Below are 22,179 nucleotides of genomic sequence, written 5' to 3'. Positions count from 1 at the left end.
GCTGGGGCGTGATGGGGGTGTGCTGAGGTCTGCTGGGGTGTGCTGAGGTGCCTGGATCTCTCGGCGTCGGGATCTCGGTGTTCGGGGTCTCGGTGTTCGGGGCGCTCAGGGGCGTACGACGGTGCCGTCGTCGAGTACGGGGAGCAGCAGGCCCCCGGAGTAGACCTCGACGAAGGCGTAGCCCCCGGTGCGCACGAGCATCCGGGCGCCCGAGAAGGGTTCGGGCACCGGGTCGGACGGGGCGAAGTGGCGGACGATCACCTGGAAGAGGTTCAACTGGTGGTCCACATACGGCGGTCCGAGGTAGCAGCGGGAGAAGAATCCGAGCGGGATCTCGCCGTAGGAGGTCGTGTACTCCTCGCGGATCCAGTCGGCGAGCTGCCTGCGGGCGGCTTCGTCGACCCCGGCGTCCAGGCGGGCGACGGCTTCGCGCAGCTCCTGCGAGCGGGCTTGCCATCGTTCGCGGCGCAACGGGGCGGCACCCGGGGCCTGTTGGGATTTGTTACCTGTGGTGCTGAGGCTCTGCGACGCCTGCCCGGTCTGCACAATGCGTCGAGGCCGTTCTAAGTGACCCATGTGTCCCCCGACGGTCCGTGGATGGACCAATGATGTCCCATCCCGACCCCATCGTGCGACCTCAACGGCCTCATGGCACCCCGATGCCCCGATTCGGCCCGGAACTCGCCCAGTTCCCACCCACAACGCCCGGCCACACGGCCCACGCCGAGTGTCAGACTCTCCGCCATGGGAAAGATCCATGCATTTCTGGTGGGTGTGAACACCTATTCGTCCACCGTCGCGGCACCGCTCAGGGGATGCCTCAACGACGTTGAATCCGCAGGTGAGTTGCTCGCCGAGCGCACCGCGGCCACGGTTCCGGCCGAGATCCGGTTCGCGCGGGACGGGGAGGCGACGGTGGAGGCGGTGGAGGACGGCATCCGCGGCTTCCTCGGCGCCGCGGGGCCCGGCGACACGGCGCTGTTCTGGTTCTCCGGCCACGGCACGGAGGAGCAGGCGTACGGGGACGATCTGCTGATCGAGTCGACGGGGCGCAATCAGGCGCTCGTGTGCGTCGACGGGCCGCTGCCCGACAAGCGGCTGGGGGCGCTCCTTGACGGGGTCGCGGCGGGCGGGGCGCACGTCGTGGCCGTACTCGACTGCTGTTTCTCCGGCGGCGGTTCGCGCGACGGCGAGCTGACCGCCCGGTTCGCGCCGCCTTCCCCCGAGTGGGACCTGACGGCCCGGGACGCCCCCGCTCCCCCGGGCGGCGGCCGCCATCTGCTGCTCGCCGCGAGCCGGTCCGACCAGCTGTCGTACGAGGGGCACTACGACGGCCGGCGTCGGGGCGTGTTCACGCACGCGCTCCTCGCGGCGGTGCGCGCGGCGGGGCCCGGCGCGACGTACCGGCAGCTCCTCGCGGCGGCCGACGCGCGGGTGCGGCGCGACAGCGGGCTCCAGCAGCCGGTGCTGCTGCCCGCCACGCGCGGCGGGCCCGCCGATCTTCCGTTCCTCGGCGGCACGCTGGCCCGCGACCCCAGCCCGTATCTGCTGCGCGGCGGGGCGGGGGGCTGGGAGGTCGACTGCGGTACGGGGCACGGCATCACCGCGCCGGGTGCCGAGTTCACCGTCGTGGACGACCCCGCGGCCGGCGGTGTCGTACGGGCCCGTGACGTGCGGGTCGACAAGGCGTTCGTGGATCCGGTGGACTGGACGCCGCAGGACGGCCAGGTGTACCCGATGGCTCTGTCGTCGCTGCCCCTCGCCCCCGCCACCGTCCGGCTGGACACGGACGGGTGGCCGTCCGCCGGGGACCTGCTGGGCGCGGCGCTGAGGACGGCGGGTCCCGATGGCGGACCGGCGCCGCTGCTGCGCCGGGTGGTGTCCGAGCGGGACGGCGCGGATCTGCACTTCGCCGTCAGGGCGCGGGACGGGCAGGCTCAGGTGCTGCGCCGGGACGGCACGCCCTTCGTGGATCCCCTGCCGCTGACGGGGCCGGGCGACGCCGGGCGCGTCGTCGACTGCCTCACCCACCTCACGCGCTGGCACCAGCTCAGGGACCTGACACCGCGCCCCGGCGTGCTCGACAACCTCGTCCAGGTGGAGATCGTGGCGTGGGGACCGCCGGCCGGTGAGGTGCTGCTGCCCGACGGCAGCGGCGAGGTGGTCTGCTCGTACGAGCGGGGCCCGGAGGGGCCGCGGGAGCCGCTCGTCTCCGTCCGGCTGCACAACCGCTCCCCCGACCGGCCGCTGTGGTGCCTGCTGCTCGACCTGACCGACAGCTACGGCAGCCACGCGGCGCTGTTCCCCGGCCACTTCATCGCGCCGGGTCACACGGGGCACGCCCTGGAAGGCGATCCGGTGCAGCTGTCGCTGCCGCCGAACCGGCCGGTGGAGCCGGGGGCCTCGGTCAAGGACTGGCTGAAGCTGATCGTCGCGGAGGGCGAGCTGAACACGGTGCCGTTCGAGATGCCCGCGTGGGATCCGCGTGGCGCCAGCCGCGGCACGGCGTCCACGGACTCGGACGTGCTGCGGTTCGCCGCGCCGGAGTCCGGCGGACACAGCCGGGAGGCGGGGCGGGTGACGGGCGCGCGGGCGCCGGGGCGGTGGACGGTCCGCACGATCGGGCTGCGCACGGTGGTGCCGGGCCCCTAGGGTCTTTCGTTCGGGTCAGACCCCGCGAGCCCGGCGTGATCCGAACGAGAGGCCCTAGTCACTGCCCGAGGTGGGTGAAGCCCGCCCAGGAGCTCAGGTCGTCGGGGTCGATGCGGCGGGCGCGCCGGGCGAGCTGCTGCGGGAACCCGCCGGGGAGTTCGCGCTCCGGGTCGAGCATCCACAGCTGGGCCCGGCGCAGCGCCTTGGCGGGCGGTTCGTCGCCGGTGCGCAGGAAGTGGTGCGTCATGTACATCAGGACGGAGGTGGCATCGTCCGGCACCGGCCACAGGGAGCCCACCACCGAGCGGGCGCCCGCCACGAGGAACGCGGTCGCCAGGCTGTACGCCTCGTTGTGGCCGCGCCCCGAGACATGGCTGCGGCACGCGGCGAGCAGCACGAGCCCGAGCCGTCCGCGCCCCGAGCCGCCGATGGCCTCGGTCAGTTCCTCCGCCGACAGCTGTCCGCCGTGCAGGGCGAGATGGGCGGTGTGCCGGGCGTCCGTGGCGATGGAGGCGTGGCAGGCCAGGTGGAGCACGGCCCCGTCGTCGGCCTCGCTGCGCCGCAGCCAGGCCATGACCTCCTGCGGGGTGCCGGGCCCGTCGGCGACGCCGCCCGCCCGCTGTCCGAGGAAGAGCCCTTCGGGATAGAAGGCGCGCTGCACGGCGTCGGCCTCCTCGCCCGCGTAGCGCAGGCCGCCGGTCGGGTCACCGACGACGAGAGCGGCGCCGGTGTGCGCGACGGCGGGCCGCGCGGCGACGTCGCACAGCAGCCGGGCGGAGGCGGCGTAGGAGATCTCGGCCTCCTCCAGGGCGTACCGCCGCCGCCCGCCGTCCTGGACCCACGCGGCGTGCCACGGCACGAGCCCCAGGCTTCCCATGGGGACGATCACGAGCCGCGGCACCCGCCCCGGGCGCGCCGCGAAGGCGTCGAAGAGGGGCCGGACACCCGCGTACCAGGCCCATGAGCAGAGGCGGTCGAGCCCCTGGCGCAGGGTCCGGGTGTCCTTGCGGGGGCCGGGCGTGGCGGGGCCCATGTCGCGGACGTCGGTCGCCGCGCCCGCGGACACGTAGTCCCGCAGTGGCCCGGCGTCCTCGACGAGTTTGGGCAGGGGTACGGCGTGCACGTCGCCGCCGGACGTGACGACGACGGCCGATCCGCCCGCGTCGTCCGTGGCCGGGACCAGATAGACCAGGGCGTCCTTGCGCAGGGCGCGCAGCGCTGTGCCGATCTCGGGCGGTGCCGGGGGTGCGAGGAGGCGGTCCTGATGGCCGTCCTCGCCGGTGAGGGCCGTGAGGACGCGGCGGCGCAGCGCGCTGGGGACCGAGAGGGACGACTGGACCGCGGTGAGCGGGTCGGGGGCCGGGCCTTCGGTGATGCCGGACGCGCGCCATTCGGCGGCCAGCTCCGCGTGCCCGGCGGCCGTCAGGCGTTCGGGCACGGTGCGCGATGTCGTGGCGGCGTGCAGGACCAGGCCGCGGCAGGCGTCGAGGGCCTGGACGGCCTCGTCGGGCGCGTTGTCGCGCAGGCACCATCCGGCGACCTCCAGGGCGGCCGTCGTGGCCTGGGCCGCGGCCTGCGCGGCGTGGTCGGTGCCCGACTGCAGGAGTGCCGCCCAGGCGTGGCCGCGCAGCGCGTCGAGGCCGATGCGGCGGCCGGCGGCCCGGTCGCCCTGGCGCAGGTCGCCGCGGGCCCGGTAGGCGCGGCCGAGGCCGAGCCCGGTGGAGGCGTAGAGGCGGTGTTCGGGGCCGCCCGCCGCGCCGAAGGCCGCCTCCAGCAGGGCGATGCCCTGGCCGAGATGGCGGCGGCGGGCCGCCGGGTCGTACTGGACGCCCGCGAGTGCGCAGTGGCCGGCGCCGAGGCAGTTGGCGTAGCGCAGGCGGCTGTCGCTGCCCTCGTCGACCATGTCGTGGGCCTCCTTGAGCAGGCCCATCGCCTCGGTGAGCGCGGTGGTGTCCTGGATCTGCCCGGCCCGCACGAAGCGGGAGATGCCGTTGTCGCCGAGCACCCAGGCGCGGTGGTCGCGCGGCAGTTTGGCGGCTGCGCGCCGGAGTTGAGTGAGTGTCGGGCGTCCCACGAGCGGGGGTGCGGGCGGGGCGCCCAGGCGGCGTGCGAGGTCGTCGCGGACCATGCGGGCGTTCTCGATGTGCGTCCACACCTCGATGCGGGCGGGGTCGTCCTCGGCGAACTCGGCGTGCGCTGCGATGACTTGGGCGAGCAGGGTGTCGCCGGTTTCGAGGTCGCCGCGCTGCAGGGCCTCATGTGCGTCGAAGGAGGCCTGCTGGGCGTCGACGACGCGGCGCAGGTGCGGGGTGAGCCCGGGGCTCTCGCGCAGCCGCCGCCAGGCCGCGCCCGCCTCCTCGCGGTCGTCGCCCGCGGCGCCGATCTCGCCGCGGTGCCGGGTTGCGATCATCCGGGCCAGGTCGAGCCCCTGTCCGAGGGTGTCGCCGCCGCCCGCGGCCTCGGCCTGCGCGAGGTGGCCCATGACCGCGTCCATGCCGTGCCCCGTGCCCTGCATCTCGTCCCACAGCCGCACCTGGGCGACGACGGCGTGGGCGCGGCGCTGCCAGGCGGGGTCGTCCGGGTCGGTGGCGAGGACGGAGTCGATCAGCTCCTCCTTCTGCGCGGTGGTGACGTGTGTGCCGTGGGCGTCGAGAATCCGCAGGTTGGCGAGGAGGCCGAGGGCGCCCTCCGCGCGTTCGCGGCCGGTGATGGCGGGGTCGCTCCCGGCGGCGCGCCAGCGGCCGTACGCGGCGTCGAAGCCACCCTGCAGCCTGGCGGGCCCCATGACGCCCTTCGCCATCCCGGGGAAGTCCTCGTCGTCCTCGTCGAAGTCCAGGAAGGTGCGGCCGTTCTGGATGTCGTCGAGGATGCCGAGAAAGCTCTCGCGGACCTCCTCGAAGCTCATCCGCGCGAAGGGGTCGCCGGGTTCGGGCTCGGGGGCGGTCCCGGTCTCCTCCTGCATGAAGCGGGCCCAGCCGCCCAGCATCCGGGCCGTGCTGCGGGTGTCTTCCGGGATGTCCTCGTCCGCGAGCATGAGCCGGGCGCCGTCGAGTACGTCGGTGAGCCGGGCAGGGTCGGGGTCGTCCTGGTAGCGGCCCTGCTGGAACGCGGCGAGGAAGAAGGCGGCCGGCATCACCTTGCCGTCCCGCTCCGGCACCCATGTGTCGACGGCCCGCCGCAGCAGCGCGATGCCGCGGTCCTGTCCGGCGGGGTCGTCGCGCGCGCTCGACCTCTCGAACAGCAGGCGCCCGAACCCGTCGAGGTAGTGCGGCAGGAGCCGGTCCGCTGCCCCGGGTCCGGCGAGCAGGGTGTTCAGCTCGGCTTCGGCGGCGGCGGCTTGGGCGTGGTCCTTCCAGGTGGACCAGATGAGGACACGGACGAAGGCGGAGCGGATCTCAGCCTCCCACGCCCACTCGGGTGCTCCTTCGTCACGCCGCCGGGCTTCGAGGAGGGCGGTCCCGAACTCCCCTCTGGCTTCTTCGAGTTCGTCCCGGTCGCCGGTGGCGCGGCCGTGCAGCATGAGGGCGGTGGCGAGGCTGTGCCGCACGAGCGGCAGGTCGCTGGTGGGCAGCGCGGCGTCGAGGACGAGGCGGTAGTGCGCGGCGGCGGCCGCGGTGTGCGCGACGCCGTTGTCGGTCAGCGACCGCTCCAGGTGCAGGTAGCCGCGGCTCTCGTACAGGTCGACGGCTTCTTCGCTGCCGTCGTCGAGGACCGCGGAGGCCTCCTCGTGCAGCCGGATCGCCTCGTCGAGGATGTCGAGGCGCTGCGGGTCCGCGGCGTCGGCGGCGAGGTAGCGGGCCTTGGCGTACAGGGCGAGGAGGTGGCACCCGAGGGCGCGTACGGCGTCGTACGCGTCAGGGGCGTGCGCGAGACCGGACATGCCCGTCCTGAGCAACTCCGCTACCTCATCGAGGAGTTCGGTCGACGGCTCGGCGTCGTACTGAAAGGCACGCACATGCGCGTACAGGATGCGCCACGCCGACCACACGTCCTCCTCGCCGGGTGACCTGAAGGCGAGCCCGAAGGCCTGGGCGGCGAGGCCGAGATCCTCCGCGTCGGGTGCCAGCAGGTTGATGCGGTAGCTGAGTTCACCGGCCTCGGCGCACAGTGCCGGGGTGTCCGGGTCGTCGGCGGACATCGCGGCGAGCGCGTCGAGGAGGGCGTCACGCTCGGCGCGCAGATCTTCGGCGGTCACTTCGTCGTCGGCCACGGCACGTTCTTTCGGGGAGCGTTCTTCGGGGAGGCGTGATTTCAGCGGCGTGTTTTCAGGGGGCGAGCTGTACGTAGTACGGCTGGAGCAGCGAGTTGAGCCACTCCCTGCCGTCGGCGGTGGAGAAGTCGACGGCGTCCTCCTCGACGGTGTGCAGCGTGCCGTCCGGGCAGCGGTCGCCGAACAGGACGACGGTGCGGTCGGCGGGCTCCCGCTTGGACGACCAGACGAGGCCCTGCGCCCAGGGCGCCGTGTGCCGGCGGATCCAGTGGGCCCAGTCGCGGGTGTACGCGTAGTCGTGGGACTCGGTGTGCACCAGCCAGCTGTCCTGGTGCACGGCCGCGAGTTCCTGTGCGGACAGCAGCGGTACCGCGGTGATGTCCGCGGTCAGCCGGACGGTGCTGAGGCGGCGTCCCTCGACGGCGGCGCGGGGCAGCAGGCGCGGCCCGCCCGACGGGTCGAAGGGCAGGGAGCGCAGCAGCGTCTCGCAGACGGCGGCGGCCGGGGTGAGGCCGGCGTACAGGTATCCGTACGGGTCGCAGGACGTGCCGTCGAAGCGGCCGCCGCCGTAGAGGCAGTGCGCGGGGCGCGGGTTGAAGTCGCGGGCGGCGCGGTGGGATCCGTGGACGCGGTACAGGAGGGTGCCGCGGGCGAAGACGGCCTTGCCGGGGGCTCCGGTCATGGTGTCGGGCGGACGGTAGTTGGGCACGGCGGTTACTCACCCTCCATCAGGAACCGCGCGGTGTCGGTGACTTGGCGGTCGCGTCCCGAGCCGAGCAGGGCGGCCGGGCTCGTGCCGCCGAGCCAGGTGTTGGCGGACAGCCACCAGTCGGCGGCGCCCCATGGGTCGCGGTCGGCGGCGAGCACGGCGTTCACTTCGAGGACGACCAGCCAGGGCAGGGTGTCCTCGGAGAACTGGAACCGTGGAAGCCGGAGTTGGCCGCCCGCGCCGCGCAGCCGGATCAGCTCGGGCGCGAAGGGGGAGCCGCCGCCCTGGAGCACGGCCTCGGCGTCGAGCGCGGGCTCGGCGAGCAGCCGCCTGCGTACGGGGCCGAGGACGGGGCCGACCATGCGGTGGCCGTCGCTGAGCAGAACGGCGAGGTCATCGGCGGCATAGCCGTGCACGGTGAGGCCGGGGCCGGTGAGGTCGGGTGTGGTGGCGTCGGGCCGGGTGAGGGTGGCGTCGGGGGCGAGCCGGGCCGTCTGCTCCGTACCGAACTCGGCGGGAATCTCCTGGGCGAGCAGCTCGGCGGCTGCCCGGGCGGCGGCGTCCCCGGCAGGCCCGCTCCCGGCGCTGTGGCCGGTGTCCGGGCGTCGCACCGCGGCCAGCAGCTCGGCGAGCCGGTCGCGCGCCTCGGGGCCGATCCGGCCCGCCACCCGGTCCCAGCGCGACGCGGCCGCCGCCAGTACGGCGTACGGGTTCATCGGGGCTCCCTGTCGTCGGCCGGTGAACGGGCGAGGAGGCGTTCCAGCAGGTCCGCGCGGGCGTGGCGGCGCACGACGAAGTGCACGTCCCACTCGGCGTCGCGCGCCAGTTCCGCCTCCACCGCCGCCCACACCGCGCCGAAGCTCTCCAGCGGGGTGAGGCCGCCGCGGCCGGCGCCGAGGAGGGGCAGGCAGAGAGAGCGCAGGGGTGGGTCGTGCCGCGCGGACTCCTGGGCGAGCAGGGCGAAGGCGCGGGCGACGCCCCGGGTCACGTCGGCGGGCTGGACGTCGTAGTCGTTCGTGCCGGGCCTCGGGACAGCCACGGCGACGTGGTAGATGCGGCGTACGCCCTGCGCGGTGAGGGCGCCCGCCGACGTGGTGGCGACGGTGCCGGGCTGGGCGGCCCGCGCGGGCACCCCGTGCCGGTCGGCCCACTGCCGCAACTCGTCGTGGACGTGATCCTCCACGAGTCCCCCGGCCGGGTCCCGGCGCGCGCCCGCGCGGCGCAGTGTCGCCGAGACGGACGACTTGTAGGGCGCGGGCAGCGCGAAGTACGTGTTGGTGGGCGAGAGCACGACGTCCACGTCCCGCAGGAGGTCGACGGAGTGGACGTGCAGGGTGACGGGGACGGTGCGGTGGTGGACACGCGGCCGCAGCACGCGGTGCGCGGCCGGGAAACCGCCCTCGGCGGCGTCGGCTTCCGCTGCCGGTAAGGAAATTGCGGTGGTTCCAGCGGTTCCTGTGGCCGCCACGGCCACGATCTGTTCGGTGACCTGTCCGAGCACCATCAGCTCGTGGTGCTTGCGGAATCGTTCGACGCTCACCCCGTAGACCTGTGCGGCCCGCCGGCGCCGGTCGGCGGCCGGCCAGTCGCGGGTGCCCTGGGCGAGGCCGAGGCTGTACTCGGCGGCGGTCTGCAGGGTGCCTCCGCCCATGCGGGAGACGGCGAGTCGCAGCACCCGCTCCACGGGTCCCCCGGGCAACTCGCCGTCTCCCTGCGGAAGTTCACGGGAGACCTCGGCGAGTGCCGGCACATCGAGCTCACGCAGTCTGACGACTCCGGCTCGTCGCACCTTCCGTACCTCCGCGAGGACCGCTCCGTGATCGGGCAGGTGGGGTCGCGGCGGCATGGCGATCAGCATCGCACCGGCGCCGCGAGCCCCACAAGCCCGTTCCGTTGTTCCATTGGACCGCGCCCTGCGGGCGCGGTCCGGTCGGAAACGGGTCGCTTGCCGGTTGTCGTACGGACGGTCCGGCTAGACGAACAGGCTGATCACCGCCGCCACCGCGAAGCCCGCGACGGACAGGACGGATTCGAGGACCGTCCACGTCTTGAGGGTGTCGCGTTCCGAGATGCCGAAGTACTTCGCGACCATCCAGAAGCCGCCGTCGTTGACGTGCGAGGCGAAGATGGAGCCCGCCGAGATGGCCATGATGACGAGGGCCGTGAACGGCTGGGAGTAGTGGCCCGCCTCGATGAGGGGCAGGACGATGCCGGCCGTCGTGACGATCGCGACCGTGGCCGAGCCCTGGGCGACGCGCAGGACCAGGGAGATCAGGTAGGCGAGGACGATGACGGGCAGGCCCACGTCGTTGAACGTGTCGGAGAGGGCCTGGGCGACGCCGCTGCCCTTGAGGACCGCGCCGAAGATGCCGCCCGCGCCGACCACCAGGAGGATGTTGGCGACCGGCTTCAGGGAGGCGGTGGACACCGTCTCCAGGGACTTGCGGGACCAGCCGCGGCGGATGCCGAGCAGGTAGTAGGCCAGGAGCAGGGCGATCGTCAGGGCGACGAAGGGGTGGCCGAAGAACTCGATGACCGAGCGGACCGTGGAGGGGTCGAGGGCGATCGAGGAGAACGTGGCCAGGAGGATCAGGACGAGCGGGGTGCCGATGATCGCCAGGACGGTGCCGAGCGGGACGGGCTTCTCGGTCGGCTTCACGCCGGCCTTGCGCTGCTCCTCGACGAGAGCGGCCTTCGCCTCGTCGGCGGCCTCGACCATGTCCTGCGGGACGGGCACGAAGATGCGCTTGCCGATCCACGCGGACCAGGCCCAGGCGGCGAGCACGGCGGGGATGCCGCAGATGATGCCCATGAGGATGACCCAGCCGAGCTGCACGTGGAGCAGTCCGGCGGCGGCGACGGGGCCGGGGTGCGGGGGCAGGAACGCGTGGGTCATCGACAGGCCGGCGAGCAGCGGCATGGCGTAGAGGACGATCGACTTGCCGCCGCGCTTGGCGGCCGCGTAGACGATCGGCGCGAGGACGAAGATGCCGACGTCGAAGAAGACCGGGATGCCGAAGATGAGGCCGGTCAGGCCCATGGCGAGGGGGGCGCGCTTCTCGCCGAAGAGGTTCAGGAGGCGGGACGCCAACACCTCGGCGCCGCCGGAGACTTCGAGCACCGCGCCGAGCATGGTGCCGAGTCCGATGATGATCGCCACATGGCCGAGGGTGCCGCCCATGCCGGACTCGATGAGGGAGACGGCGTCGGACTTCTGGACGGTGCCGAAGAGTTCGGTGACGGAGAGGCCGGCCGCGAGGCCGACGGCTATGGAGACCGTCAGGAGGGCCAGGAAGGGCTGGAGTCTGACCTTGATGATCAGGAAGAGCAGCAGGACGATGCCGAGCGCGGCGCAGGTGAGCAGGCCCGTGGTGCCGCCGATGATCGTCAGGAGGCCGCCGGTGTGGGGTGGCGCGGGGGCGGGGGCGGTCGCGGCGAGCGGTATGAGGGACATGAGGGGGGACCTCGTAATTCCATGAAACTTTCAGGATCAGGGCAGGGGGGATCGCGGTGCGGCGCCCCGGGGTGGGCGCCGCACCGTGACGACGTACGGGTTACGGGTGTCGCGAAAGCGTCAGCTCAGGACGGCGAGCGCGTCGATCTCGATGAGGAGACCCTTGGGGAGACCGACGTAGACGGTGGTGCGGGCGGATGCGGGGGCCTTGAGGCCCTGCTCCTCGAAGTACGCGTTGTAGATCGCGTTCATCTCGGCGAAGTGGTCGACGTCCGTGAGGTAGACGCGCATCATCATGACGTCGTCCCAGGTGGCGCCGCCCTCTTCGAGGATCGCCTTGACGTTGGCGAAGGTCTGGAGGGTCTGCTCGCGCAGGGTCGGGCCCGCGGGGGTGGGGGCCTGGCCCTCGACGGCCGGCAGGAAGCCGACCTGGCCCGCGACCTGAAGGATGTTGCCCTTCTTGACGCCGTGCGAGAACTTCGCGGGCGGGGTCGTGTGCGTGGCGGGGGTGAGCGCGGTCTTCTCGGTCATCGTGAAGTGACTTCCTTCGTGGGGGCTTCTTTGAGAGCGGCCTTGGTGGGGGCCTTGGCGGGGGCCTCTTTGGAGACGGGTACGGCTCCGGAGTACTCCCTGCTGATGGCGTCGGCCGTGCGGCGCACCAGGGGGAGCAGGGTGAGAAGTTCCTCGGCGGTGACGACCACGTTCGGTGCGGACACCGACATGGCGGCGACGACGCGCCCGTCGGCGCCCCGGACGGGCGCTCCGATGCAGTTGATGGACTCCTCGTGGCCACCGAGGTCGGTGGCCCAGCCCTGTTCGCGGACGACGGCGAGTTCCTTGAGGAACGCGCCGGCGTTCGGGGTCGAACGGGCCGTGTACGCGGGGTAGTCGAGCTTCTCGGCGATGGCTCGGCGCTCGGCTTCGGAGAGATCGGCGAGGAGGAGTTTGGCGACGGCGGCGACCGTGATGGCCACCGGCTTCCCGATGCGCGAGTACATACGGACCGGGTAGCGGCTCTCCACCTTGTCGATGTAGAGGACCTCGTTCTCCTCGTACACGGCGAGGTGGACCGTGTGGCCGCACTTCTCGTTGAGCGCGGTGAGATGGGGGTGGGCGATCTCACGGACGTCGAGGTTCTCGACGGCTTCCTGGGCGAGGGCGAACAGGCGCGCGCCGAGGCGGTAGCGCTGGTCGGACTGGCGGTAGACCAGGCCGTGTTCGTGGAGGGTGCGCAGCAGGCGCAGGGCCGTGGACTTGTGGACGCCGAGGCGGTCGGCGACCTGACCCAGGTCGGCGGGCCCCTCGGCGAGCAGCGGCAGGATGCTCAGTGCTCGGTCGACTGTCTGGCTCATGGCGTACGTACCTCCTCCGCGGCCCCGTCGGCGGTCCAGCCGGGGCCGAGGTGCAGTGTCCCCCAGGAGGCGTCGTCGAGGTCGGCGAGCCGGTCGGCGTGGACGCGGCTCGGGGGTGCGGCGAGGTCGCCGGGGGTGGTGAGGGCGGCGGCGGCCATGAGGTGGCCGTGGCGCAGGCGGGCCGGTACGGGCAGGCCACGCAGGGCGCCGGAGAGGTAGCCGGCGGCGAAGGCGTCGCCGGCGCCGACCGCGGCGACGACGTCCACGCGGGGGGCGGGCTCGGTGTGGCGTACGCCGTGTTCGTCGTAGGCGACCGCGCCGTCGGCGCCGCGCTTGACGACGAGCGTCGCGGGTTCGGGGAGGGCGGCGCGGATGGCGTCGGGGCCGCCGGTGATGCCCCAGGCGTCCTCGGCCTCGTCCTCGCCGACGAAGACGAGGTCGGCGCCGCGGGCCAGGTCGAGCAGGACGCGGGCATCGTCGGGGCGGGGCCACAGGCCGGGGCGGTGGTTGACGTCGAAGGAGACGAGGGGCCGGCCGGCGGGGATGCGGGCGGTGAGGTCCGCGGTGAGGTCGAGGCAGCCGGGCGAGAGCGCGGGCGTGATCCCGGACAGGTGCAGGACGCGGCCGGAGCGGATCGCGGCCAGGTCCATGTTCTGGCTGGTCATCGCGGAGGCGGCGGATCCGGCGCGGTAGTAGGCGACCTCGTGGGCGTCGGTGGCGCGGTCGCCCGCGGTGCGGAAGTAGATGCCGGTGGGGCGGGCGGGGTCGCGGCGTACGGCGGAGGTGTCGACGCCGTACGCGCCGATCGTGTCGACCAGGTGGTCGCCGAAGCCGTCGGCGCCGACGCGGCTGACCCAGCGGACGGTGTGCCCGGCGGCGGCGAGCACGCACGCCACGTTGGACTCGGCTCCGCCGATGCCGCGGTCGAAGGACGGTACGTCGGCGAGGCGCCCGGGTACGGAGGGCACGAAGGTGACCATGGACTCGCCGAGCGTGACGACATCCACGGGTGCGTGGTGCGCGGGGGCGGCAGGTCCGGTGGCGGTCACGGTGGTTCGGGCTCCTCGTGGGGTCTGGGCTCGCGCCCTGAAGGGATCAACAGCTCCGTTGACCCGGCGTTGGCTCGGATGTTAGACAGCAGTAAGCGACATACGCAATGACCGTTGCATCATTTGCAACGGCCTTCTTATGAGGAGGCTCCATGGCCGCCGACAGCGCCGTCAACGCCGTAGCCCGGCTCAGGGATCTGCATCTTGAGCGGGTCGACCACCGCTTCAAGGGGCTGCCCCCGGACGCGGAAGGCCTGACCGTCGGCGAGCTCGCGGCCGAGCGCCGCAACCTCTTCACCGGCGGCTTCACGACGCCGGTCCTCGCCCTCTCCGCCGAGCGCCTGGAGCACAACCTCGCGCTCATGGAGACATACGCCACTCGCCACGGCCTGGCCTTCGCGCCGCACGGCAAGACGTCGATGGCGCCGCAGCTCTTCCACCGCCAGATCGAGCACGGCGCGTGGGGCATCACCCTCGCCGTCCCGCACCAGGTGCGGGTCGCCCGCGCCTTCGGTATCCAGCGGATCTTCCTCGCGAACGAGCTCGTCGACCCGGCGGCCCTGCGCTGGCTCGCGGGCGAACTCGGCCGCGACCCCGACTTCCGCTTCATCTGTTACATCGACTCGGTGCGCGCCGTCGAGCTGATGGACGCCGCACTCGCCGAGGCGGGGGCCACGCGGCCGGTCGACCTGGTCGTGGAGCTCGGTGCGGGCGACGGCGCGCGCACGGGTGTGCGGACCGAGGCCGAGTGCTTCGACATCGCCAACGCCGTCGCCGCGGCGGACACCCTGCGCCTGGTCGGGGTCGCCGGTTACGAGGGCGAGGTGCCGAACGCGTCGGCCGAGACGGTGGGCGCGTGGCTGCGCCGCCTGACCGCGCTCGCCGTCGAGTTCGACAAGGCGAACCGTTTCGCCGACCTGGACGAGATCGTGGTCAGCGCGGGCGGCAGCGCCTGGTTCGACACGGTGGCGGAGGTGTTCGCCGAACTGCCCGAACTCTCGGCGCCTGTACTGAAGCTGCTGCGCTCGGGCGCGTACGTCTCGCACGACGACGGCCACTACAAGCACCTGACGCCGTTCAACCGCGTCCCGGAGGAGGGTGCCCTGCACCCGGCGTTCCGGCTGTGGGCGCAGGTCGTGTCGCGCCCGACGGCGGAGCAGGCGTTCACGAACGCGGGCAAGCGCGACGCGGCGTACGACCTGGATCTGCCCGAGGCCCAGGTCGTACGGGACGCCCGTACGGGCGAGGTGCGCGAGGCCACCGGCGTGACGGTGACGGGGCTCTCCGACCAGCACGGCTGGCTGCGCACGGAGAGCGGCGAGGACGTGCAGGTCGGCGACTGGCTCGGCATGGGCCTGTCGCACCCGTGCACGTCCTTCGACAAGTGGCAGCTGATTCCTCTCGTCGAGGCGGACGGCACGGTTGTGGACTACGTCCGGACGTTCTTCTAGGGCGAAGGGCATCGGGGCCGCGTGTTCGGGTGCGGCTTCGGTGGGGGGCTGGTCGCGCAGTTCCCCGCGCCCCTAGAAGGCTTGCGGCTTCGCCGCGCCTTCTTCATCGGGGAAATGCTGCGCGCAGCGCATGCATTTCAGGGGCGCGGGGAACTGCGCGACCAGCCACGACGAGACCCGCACCCGAACCCCCCACCAAAGAGAGGCACCCCCATGGACCTGGTAATCCGCGACGCGCACGTCATCGACGGCACCGGTGGTGCCTCCTACCGCGCCGACGTCGGCGTCCAGCACGGCCGGATCACCACGATCCACCCCGAGGGCGCCGGCGCCCGCCCCATCGGGCGCCGCAACCTCGACGCGGCCGGCCTCGCGCTAGCGCCCGGCTTCGTCGACATGCACGCCCACAGCGACCTGGCGCTGCTGCGCGACCCGGACCACAGTGCGAAGGCCGCGCAGGGCGTCACGCTCGAAGTCCTCGGCCAGGACGGCCTCTCGTACGCGCCCGTCGACGACCGCACCCTCGCCGAGGTCCGGCGCGCGATCACCGGCTGGAACGGTGACGGCTCCGACATCGACTTCGACTGGCGCACGGTCGGCGAGTACCTGGACCGCCTCGACCGCGGCATCGCGGTCAACGCCGCGTACCTGATCCCGCAGGGCACCGTCCGGATGTACGCGGTCGGCTGGGACGACCGGGACGCCACGCCCGAGGAGCTCGACCGCATGCGCCGGCTCGTCGCCGAGGGCATGGAGCAGGGCGCCGTCGGCATGTCGTCCGGCCTCACCTACACGCCCGGCATGTACGCGAAGGACGCCGAACTCACCGAGCTGTGCCGGGTGGTGGCCTCGTACGACGGTTACTACTGTCCGCACCACCGCTCGTACGGCGCCGGGGCGCTCGACGCGTACCGGGAGATGGTGGAGCTCACCCGGGAGGCGGGCTGCCCCCTCCATCTCGCGCACGCCACGATGAACTTCGGCGTGAACAAGGGCAAGGCGCCCGAGCTGATCTCCCTGCTCGACGAGGCGCTCGCCGACGGCGCCGACATCTCGCTCGACACGTATCCGTACACCCCCGGCAGCACGACGCTCGTCGCGATGCTGCCGAGCTGGGCGAGCGAGGGCGGCCCCGACGAGATCATGAAGCGGCTGCAGGACGACGCGACCGCGGAGAAGATCCGGCACCACATGGAGGTCATCGGGGCGGACGGCTGCCACGGTGTGCCCATCGAGTGGGACGCGATCGAGATCTCCGGCGTGTCCGACCCGGGGCTCGCGTCCTGTGTCGGCAAGACGGTCCAGGAGTCGGCCGACGCGCGCGGCGAGGCGCCGTGGGTGACGGCACGCCGCCTGCTCATCAACGACAAGCTGGGCTCGACGATCCTCCAGCACGTCGGCCACGAGGAGAACGTGCGGGCGATCATGCAGCACCCCGTGCACACGGGCGGCAGCGACGGCATCCTCCAGGGCTTCAAGCCGCACCCGCGCGCGTACGGCACGTTCCCGCACTACCTCGGCCGCTACGTGCGTGAGCTCGGCATCATGTCGCTGGAGGAGGCGGTCGCCCACCTCACGTCGCGTCCCGCGGCCCGGCTGCGCCTGCCCGACCGCGGCCTGGTCCGCGAGGGCTACCGCGCCGACCTGGTCCTCTTCGACCCGGAGACGGTCGCGGCGGGCTCCACCTTCGAGGCCCCGCGCACGCTGCCCGTGGGCATCCCGCACGTCCTGATCGACGGGAAGTTCGTGATGGAGGACGGGCGCCGCACGGATGTGCTCGCGGGGCGCTCGGTCCGCAGAACGGCGTAACCGTCCCGTACGGCCGGACCCCGGGCCCACCTGGGGCGGCGCCCTCCCGCGCCGCCCCACGTGTCCGAAAACACGGAGCACCCCGCGACAGCCGGCCGTAAGCTCACGGACATGCAGGTGATCCAGTCGACGAAGCTCTCCAATGTCTGTTACGAGATCCGGGGCCCGGTGCTCGAGGAGGCGATGCGTCTGGAGGCGGCGGGCCACCGCATCCTCAAGCTCAACACCGGCAACCCCGCCGCCTTCGGCTTCGAGTGCCCGCCCGAGATCCTCGAGGACATGCTCCGCAACCTCGGCGACGCGCACGGCTACGGGGACGCGAAGGGCCTGCTCGCGGCCCGCCGCGCGGTGATGATGCACTACCAGACCCTCGGCGTGGAGACGGACGTCGAGAACGTCTTCATCGGCAACGGCGTCTCCGAGCTGATCGTGATGGCGATGCAGGGGCTCCTCGACGACGGGGACGAGGTCCTCGTCCCGGCGCCGGACTACCCGCTGTGGACGGCCGCGGTCTCGCTCTCCGGCGGCACCGCCGTGCACTACCGCTGCGACGAGCAGTCCGACTGGATGCCCGATCTCGCCGACGTGGAGCGCAAGGTCACCGACCGCACCAAGGCGATCGTGATCATCAACCCGAACAATCCGACGGGCGCCGTCTACAGCGACGACATGCTGCGCGGCCTCACCGACATCGCCCGCCGCCACAACCTCCTGGTCTGCTCGGACGAGATCTACGACAAGATCCTCTACGACGACGCGACCCACACGCCGACCGCCGCCATCGCCCCCGACCTGCTGACCCTCACCTTCAACGGCATGTCGAAGGCGTACCGCGTGGCCGGCTACCGCGTGGGCTGGATGGCGATCTCCGGGCCGCGCGCGCACGCCGACTCGTACATCGAGGGCCTCACGATCCTGGCGAACATGCGCCTGTGCGCGAACATGCCGGGCCAGCACGGCGTCGTCGCGGCGCTCAGCGGACGCCAGACGATCACGGAGCTCGTACTCCCGGGCGGCCGCCTGAAGGAGCAGCGGGACGTCGCGTACGAGCTGCTGACGCAGATCCCGGGCGTGACGTGCGTGAAGCCGAAGGGCGCGCTGTACCTCTTCCCGCGGCTCGACCCGAAGGTGTTCAAGGTCAAGGACGACCGGCAGATGGTGCTCGACCTGCTGCGCGCCGAGAAGATCATGGTCGTGCACGGTACGGGATTCAACTGGCCGGAGCCGGATCACTTCCGGGTGGTCACGCTGCCGACCGCCAGTCAGCTCACGGAGGCCGTGACGCGCATCGGCCGCTTCCTGGACGGCTACAGCCAGCCCTGACGCCGCCTGGCCGCCCACTCCGGGGACAGGACTCAACTTTAGACTGAATCTAAGCTAGGATGGTCTTCAAGCTACCCGCCTGGAGGCCATCCCATGTACGAACCGATCCGCACCAAGTCGGTCCATGCCATGGCCGACCCCGGCGACTTCCCGCACCGCTCCCGCGAGGAGGAGCTCGACATCCAGCTCGCGGGGCACCTGGCCGCCCTGCTCGCCCTCACGGACGAGCTGCGCGCCCTCACCCCCGACCCGGATCTCGACGCCGCGGCCGACGCCCTCGCGCACCAGGTCACCCGGCTGCGCGGCGGCCTGCTGCCGGCCCGCGCGTCCGTGGCCGACGCGATGATCCACGAGCCCCGCATCGCCGCCCTGCACCAGCGCGCACACGCCCTCGCGGGCCGCGCCCTGGTCGTCGCGGCGTCCCGCGCCGACACGGCCGCCGCGATCCTCGCCGCGCGCCGCATGGAGGCACACGCCGCGGCCGGTCAACTGGTCGCCTCCTGACGGCGGTTGATGCGCCACCCCAGAGGCCGCGCGTCAACCGCCCACCAACGGAACGCACATGTGACAGGGCCCCGCACGCCGTTGTGCGGGGCCCTGTCACATGTCCTGCTCCGAGGGGCGTCAGCCCAGGCGCTTCACCAGAGCCCGGTACTCGTCCCACAGCTCCTTCGGCGTGTGGTCACCGAAGGTGTTGAGGTGCTCGGGGACCAGGGAGGCCTCGTCGCGCCACACCTCCTTGTCGACCGTCAGCAGGAAGTCGAGGTCGGCGTCGGCCAGGTCGAGGCCGTCCGTGTCGAGGGAGTCACGCGTCGGCAGGATGCCGATCGGCGACTCGACGCCCTCGGCCTTGCCCGCCAGGCGCTCGACGATCCACTTCAGGACGCGGCTGTTCTCGCCGAAGCCGGGCCACACGAACTTGCCCGCGTCGTTCTTGCGGAACCAGTTCACGTAGTAGATCTTCGGCAGCTTCGCCTGGTCCTTGTCCTTGGCCACGTCGACCCAGTGGGCCATGTAGTCGCCCATGTTGTAGCCGCAGAACGGGAGCATCGCGAACGGGTCGCGGCGCAGCTCGCCGACCTTGCCCTCGGCGGCGGCGGTCTTCTCGGAGGCGACGTTCGCGCCGAGGAACACGCCGTGGTTCCAGTCGAAGGACTCGGTCACCAGCGGCACGGCGGAGGCGCGGCGGCCACCGAAGAGGATCGCCGAGATCGGCACGCCCTTCGGGTCCTCCCACTCGGGCGCGATGATCGGGCACTGCGAGGCGGGGGTGGTGAAGCGCGCGTTCGGGTGCGCCGCGGGAACGCCGGACTCGGGGGTCCAGTCGTTGCCCTTCCAGTCGGTGAGGTGCGCCGGAGTCTCCTCCGTCATGCCCTCCCACCAGACGTCGTTGTCGTCGGTGAGCGCGACGTTCGTGAAGACGGAGTTGCCCCACAGCGTCTTCATGGCGTTGGCGTTGGTGTGCTCGCCGGTGCCGGGCGCGACGCCGAAGAAGCCGGCCTCGGGGTTGATCGCGTAGAGGCGGCCGTCCTCGCCGAACCGCATCCAGGCGATGTCGTCGCCGATGGTCTCGACGGTCCAGCCGGAGATCGTGGGCTCCAGCATGGCGAGGTTGGTCTTGCCGCAGGCGCTCGGGAAGGCGGCGGCGACGTACTTCGACTCACCGTGCGGCGGCGTCAGCTTGAGGATGAGCATGTGCTCGGCGAGCCAGCCCTCGTCGCGCGCCATGACGGACGCGATGCGCAGGGCGTAGCACTTCTTGCCGAGCAGGGCGTTGCCGCCGTAGCCGGAGCCGTACGACCAGATCTCGCGGGTCTCGGGGAAGTGCGAGATGTACTTGGTGGAGTTGCAGGGCCACGGCACGTCCTCCTGGCCCTCCTCCAGCGGCGCGCCCAGGGTGTGGACGGCCTTCACGAAGAAGCCGTCGGTGCCGAGCTCGTCGAGGACGGGCCGGCCCATGCGCGTCATGGTGCGCATCGAGACGGCGACGTACGCGGAGTCGGTGATCTCGACGCCGATGGCGGAGAGCTCCGAGCCGAGCGGGCCCATGCAGAACGGGACGACGTACATCGTCCGGCCCTTCATCGAGCCGCGGAAGATGCCGCCGGTGCCCTCGTCACCCTCGTCGCCCTGGAAGATGGCGCGCATCTCCGCGGGGGCTTTCCAGTGGTTGGTGGGGCCCGCGTCCTGCTCCTTCTCGGAGCAGATGAACGTCCGGTCCTCGACGCGTGCGACGTCGGTCGGGTCGGAGGCGGCGTAGTACGAGTTCGGGCGCTTGATCGGGTCGAGCTTCTTGAACGTTCCCTTGTCGACCAGTTCCTCGGCCAGGCGCTCGTACTCGGCCTCTGACCCGTCGCACCAGACCACACGGTCCGGCTGCGTCAGTTCGGCGATCTCGTTGACCCACGAGATCAGTTCCTGGTGCTTGGTGGGGACATTGCCCAAGGAAACGGGAGCCGCGATGTCGCGCGCCACGATTGCTCCTAAATGAGGGGTTTTTGTGTTGTTGCCCCTTGGGGGCTGCGACCCGGATGCTTCACGTGTTGATCCCTCTGGCGCTCATCCGGTGCCGACCGCACTCATATGATCATCCGACGCGAGCGCGCATATGTCCAGAGGGCCTCACACCTGAGCGAAGTGAGGATCGCCACTCGCCTGCATCCCTTCTCACCACCGGCATTCACCCCTGCCCGTCACTCGTTTTCGTTACTGACCGTCACTCGGATTCGTTACTTACGGCCCCGTAGGTACGATGCGGCTTATGACTGCCGCCACGCCATCCGAAGTGACCGCGACAGAGTCCGTTCCGGTGAAACCACGGCTGCGCGGCTGGCTGCACGCGGGCATGTTCCCCGCGGTCGTCATCTCCGGCCTGGTCCTGACCGCCCTCGCGGACTCCCCCCGCGGCCGGATCGCCTGCGGGATCTACGTCCTTACAGCATGCCTGCTCTTCGGCGTGAGCGCGCTCTATCACCGGGGCAACTGGGGCCCGCGCGCCGACGGCGTACTGCGCCGCCTCGACCACGCGAACATCTTCCTGATCATCGCGGGCACCTACACGCCGCTGACGATGCTGCTGCTCCCCGAGGCCAAGGGCCAGTGGCTGATGTGGGGCATCTGGGCCGCGGCCACGGCCGGCATCGTCTTCCGCGTCTTCTGGGTCGGCGCCCCGCGCTGGCTCTACACCCCGTGCTACATCGCGATGGGCTGGGCAGCCGTCTTCTTCCTGCCCGACTTCCTGCACACCGGCGGCACGGCCGTGCTCGTCTGCGTGATCGTCGGCGGGCTCCTCTACAGCGCGGGAGGCGTGATCTACGGGATCAAGCGCCCGAACCCGTCACCGCGCTGGTTCGGCTTCCACGAGGTCTTCCACTCGCTCACGCTCGCGGCGTTCGTCGTGCACTACGTCGGCATCTCACTGGTCGCGTACCAGCACGCCTGACCTGGCCCTTCCCTCCTTTCGGCCGCGGCTTTCGAGCCGCGGCCGTTTTCGCGCCCCGCTCCAGCTCCGACCCGGCCCCGGCCCCGGTCGATGCCCGAGAATGAGCCCATGGCCGCCTCCGCACGCTCCACCTCCGCCGCCGACCGCCCCGGGATGGGCCTTCGCGAACGCAAGAAGCTCAAGACCCGGGTCGCGATCAGGGAGGCGACGTACCGCCTGATCGCCGAACAGGGGTACGACGCGACGACGGTCGAGCAGATCGCCGAGGCCGCCGAGGTGTCGCCGTCCACGGTGTTCCGGTACTTCCCGACCAAGGAAGACATCGTCATCACGGACGAGTACGACCCGGCCCTCGAGGCCGAGCTGCGGGCGCGGCCGGCGGACGAGTCGATCGCCGACTCACTGAAGCACGTGATCGCACACGCCGTGTGCCTCGGGTTCGACGACGATCCCGAGGTGTCACGGCTGCGGACCAGGCTCCAGGTCGAGGTGCCCGCGGTGCGCTCCCGGATGATGGAGTCCATGTGCGCCACCGGGCAGCTGCTGTGCCGCGTGATCGGCGAGCGCACCGGCCGCGACGCGGACGGCCTCGAAGTCCGCGTCTACGCGATGGCGCTGGTCGGCGCGCTCATGGAGACCACGCTGTACTGGGCCGAGCACGGCCACCAGGAAGGACTGCGCGACCTGATGGACCGGACGCTGGAGACGTTCAGAAACGGCCTGTAGCG

General features: G+C 72.0%; 17 protein-coding genes. 7 read left to right on the top strand and 10 right to left on the bottom strand.

Annotation, left to right across the window (positions count from 1 at the left end; translation table 11 throughout):
* Window positions 1-105: 105 nt before the first annotated feature.
* The gene (locus ACIPWY_RS29665) at window positions 106-471 is read right to left on the bottom strand and encodes a hypothetical protein (protein WP_362903493.1); all 366 of its coding nucleotides are present in this window, start codon (window positions 469-471) and stop codon (window positions 106-108) included.
* A 273-nt stretch (window positions 472-744) separates the two neighbouring features.
* Between ACIPWY_RS29665 and ACIPWY_RS29660 the strand changes: the two genes are divergently transcribed.
* A complete protein-coding gene (locus tag ACIPWY_RS29660) occupies window positions 745-2,652 on the top strand; it encodes a caspase domain-containing protein (protein WP_393703785.1) in 1,908 nt (635 codons plus the stop codon).
* 58 nt (window positions 2,653-2,710) lie between these two features.
* On the opposite strand, the gene ACIPWY_RS29655 is transcribed toward ACIPWY_RS29660, so the two are convergent.
* The 8 genes from ACIPWY_RS29655 to ACIPWY_RS29620 all read right to left on the bottom strand — a co-directional run bounded on the left by ACIPWY_RS29655 (window position 2,711) and on the right by ACIPWY_RS29620 (window position 13,426).
* Window positions 2,711-6,862: a CHAT domain-containing protein gene (locus ACIPWY_RS29655; protein WP_393703787.1), complete on the bottom strand. Its 4,152-nt coding sequence runs from the start codon at window positions 6,860-6,862 to the stop codon at window positions 2,711-2,713.
* A 55-nt stretch (window positions 6,863-6,917) separates the two neighbouring features.
* On the bottom strand, window positions 6,918-7,571 hold the full coding sequence (locus tag ACIPWY_RS29650; RefSeq protein WP_362903486.1) for an RES family NAD+ phosphorylase: 654 nt from the start codon (window positions 7,569-7,571) through the stop codon (window positions 6,918-6,920).
* 5 nt (window positions 7,572-7,576) lie between these two features.
* Window positions 7,577-8,287 (bottom strand): hypothetical protein, encoded by a 711-nt coding sequence (locus ACIPWY_RS29645; RefSeq protein ID WP_401535754.1) that lies wholly within the window; start codon window positions 8,285-8,287, stop codon window positions 7,577-7,579.
* Window positions 8,284-9,417: a hypothetical protein gene (locus ACIPWY_RS29640; protein WP_362903482.1), complete on the bottom strand. Its 1,134-nt coding sequence runs from the start codon at window positions 9,415-9,417 to the stop codon at window positions 8,284-8,286. Before ACIPWY_RS29640 ends, ACIPWY_RS29645 begins: the two co-directional genes overlap by 4 nt.
* Window positions 9,418-9,543: 126 nt before the next feature.
* Entirely contained in the window at window positions 9,544-11,025 is a 1,482-nt protein-coding gene (locus ACIPWY_RS29635) for a gluconate:H+ symporter (RefSeq protein WP_362903480.1), read from the bottom strand.
* Between the two features lie 120 nt (window positions 11,026-11,145).
* Window positions 11,146-11,556 carry a RidA family protein gene (locus ACIPWY_RS29630; RefSeq protein ID WP_100598214.1) on the bottom strand — a complete coding sequence of 137 codons (411 nt, stop codon included), beginning with the start codon at window positions 11,554-11,556 and terminating at the stop codon, window positions 11,146-11,148.
* Window positions 11,553-12,377: an IclR family transcriptional regulator gene (locus ACIPWY_RS29625; RefSeq protein WP_362903478.1), complete on the bottom strand. Its 825-nt coding sequence runs from the start codon at window positions 12,375-12,377 to the stop codon at window positions 11,553-11,555. Before ACIPWY_RS29625 ends, ACIPWY_RS29630 begins: the two co-directional genes overlap by 4 nt.
* Window positions 12,374-13,426, bottom strand: a complete 1,053-nt coding sequence (locus ACIPWY_RS29620) for a sugar kinase (protein WP_401535750.1) — start codon at window positions 13,424-13,426, stop codon at window positions 12,374-12,376. The genes ACIPWY_RS29625 and ACIPWY_RS29620 overlap by 4 nt, the downstream gene beginning before the upstream one ends.
* A 152-nt stretch (window positions 13,427-13,578) precedes the next feature.
* Between ACIPWY_RS29620 and ACIPWY_RS29615 the strand changes: the two genes are divergently transcribed.
* From ACIPWY_RS29615 to ACIPWY_RS29600, 4 genes are all read left to right on the top strand, one after another.
* On the top strand, window positions 13,579-14,877 hold the full coding sequence (locus ACIPWY_RS29615; RefSeq protein ID WP_401535748.1) for an amino acid deaminase: 1,299 nt from the start codon (window positions 13,579-13,581) through the stop codon (window positions 14,875-14,877).
* Window positions 14,878-15,090: 213 nt separating this feature from the next.
* The gene (locus tag ACIPWY_RS29610; RefSeq protein WP_401535746.1) at window positions 15,091-16,686 is read left to right on the top strand and encodes an amidohydrolase family protein; all 1,596 of its coding nucleotides are present in this window, start codon (window positions 15,091-15,093) and stop codon (window positions 16,684-16,686) included.
* 111 nt (window positions 16,687-16,797) lie between these two features.
* Entirely contained in the window at window positions 16,798-18,009 is a 1,212-nt protein-coding gene (locus ACIPWY_RS29605) for a pyridoxal phosphate-dependent aminotransferase (protein WP_362903470.1), read from the top strand.
* Between the two features lie 93 nt (window positions 18,010-18,102).
* Entirely contained in the window at window positions 18,103-18,513 is a 411-nt protein-coding gene (locus tag ACIPWY_RS29600; RefSeq protein WP_362903468.1) for a hypothetical protein, read from the top strand.
* Window positions 18,514-18,633: 120 nt separating this feature from the next.
* On the opposite strand, the gene ACIPWY_RS29595 is transcribed toward ACIPWY_RS29600, so the two are convergent.
* Complete coding sequence (locus ACIPWY_RS29595; RefSeq protein WP_362903466.1) at window positions 18,634-20,484, bottom strand: phosphoenolpyruvate carboxykinase (GTP); 1,851 nt, start codon at window positions 20,482-20,484, stop codon at window positions 18,634-18,636.
* Between the two features lie 277 nt (window positions 20,485-20,761).
* Here ACIPWY_RS29595 and ACIPWY_RS29590 point away from each other — a divergent pair, with 277 nt between their 5' ends.
* Both ACIPWY_RS29590 and ACIPWY_RS29585 read left to right on the top strand, forming a co-directional pair.
* On the top strand, window positions 20,762-21,451 hold the full coding sequence (locus ACIPWY_RS29590; protein ID WP_362903465.1) for a hemolysin III family protein: 690 nt from the start codon (window positions 20,762-20,764) through the stop codon (window positions 21,449-21,451).
* Window positions 21,452-21,559: 108 nt separating this feature from the next.
* Window positions 21,560-22,177 (top strand): TetR/AcrR family transcriptional regulator, encoded by a 618-nt coding sequence (locus ACIPWY_RS29585; protein WP_401535743.1) that lies wholly within the window; start codon window positions 21,560-21,562, stop codon window positions 22,175-22,177.
* Window positions 22,178-22,179: the final 2 nt, after the last annotated feature.

The organism is Streptomyces sp. NPDC090032 (assembly GCF_044748025.1).
GTDB lineage: Bacteria > Actinomycetota > Actinomycetes > Streptomycetales > Streptomycetaceae > Streptomyces.
The sequence above is the reverse complement of the archived record's forward strand: the minus strand, read 5'-3'. Positions and strand labels throughout refer to the sequence as shown.

Coding starts and splice junctions, on each gene's coding strand:
- ACIPWY_RS29630 (WP_100598214.1), bottom strand. CDS start 11,556: ATGACCGAGAAGACCGCGCTCACCCCCGCCACGCACACGACCCCGCCC.
- ACIPWY_RS29585 (WP_401535743.1), top strand. CDS start 21,560: ATGGCCGCCTCCGCACGCTCCACCTCCGCCGCCGACCGCCCCGGGATG.
- ACIPWY_RS29600 (WP_362903468.1), top strand. CDS start 18,103: ATGTACGAACCGATCCGCACCAAGTCGGTCCATGCCATGGCCGACCCC.
- ACIPWY_RS29590 (WP_362903465.1), top strand. CDS start 20,762: ATGCGGCTTATGACTGCCGCCACGCCATCCGAAGTGACCGCGACAGAG.
- ACIPWY_RS29610 (WP_401535746.1), top strand. CDS start 15,091: ATGGACCTGGTAATCCGCGACGCGCACGTCATCGACGGCACCGGTGGT.
- ACIPWY_RS29645 (WP_401535754.1), bottom strand. CDS start 8,287: ATGAACCCGTACGCCGTACTGGCGGCGGCCGCGTCGCGCTGGGACCGG.
- ACIPWY_RS29660 (WP_393703785.1), top strand. CDS start 745: ATGGGAAAGATCCATGCATTTCTGGTGGGTGTGAACACCTATTCGTCC.
- ACIPWY_RS29605 (WP_362903470.1), top strand. CDS start 16,798: ATGCAGGTGATCCAGTCGACGAAGCTCTCCAATGTCTGTTACGAGATC.
- ACIPWY_RS29635 (WP_362903480.1), bottom strand. CDS start 11,025: ATGTCCCTCATACCGCTCGCCGCGACCGCCCCCGCCCCCGCGCCACCC.
- ACIPWY_RS29640 (WP_362903482.1), bottom strand. CDS start 9,417: ATGCCGCCGCGACCCCACCTGCCCGATCACGGAGCGGTCCTCGCGGAG.
- ACIPWY_RS29625 (WP_362903478.1), bottom strand. CDS start 12,377: ATGAGCCAGACAGTCGACCGAGCACTGAGCATCCTGCCGCTGCTCGCC.
- ACIPWY_RS29615 (WP_401535748.1), top strand. CDS start 13,579: ATGGCCGCCGACAGCGCCGTCAACGCCGTAGCCCGGCTCAGGGATCTG.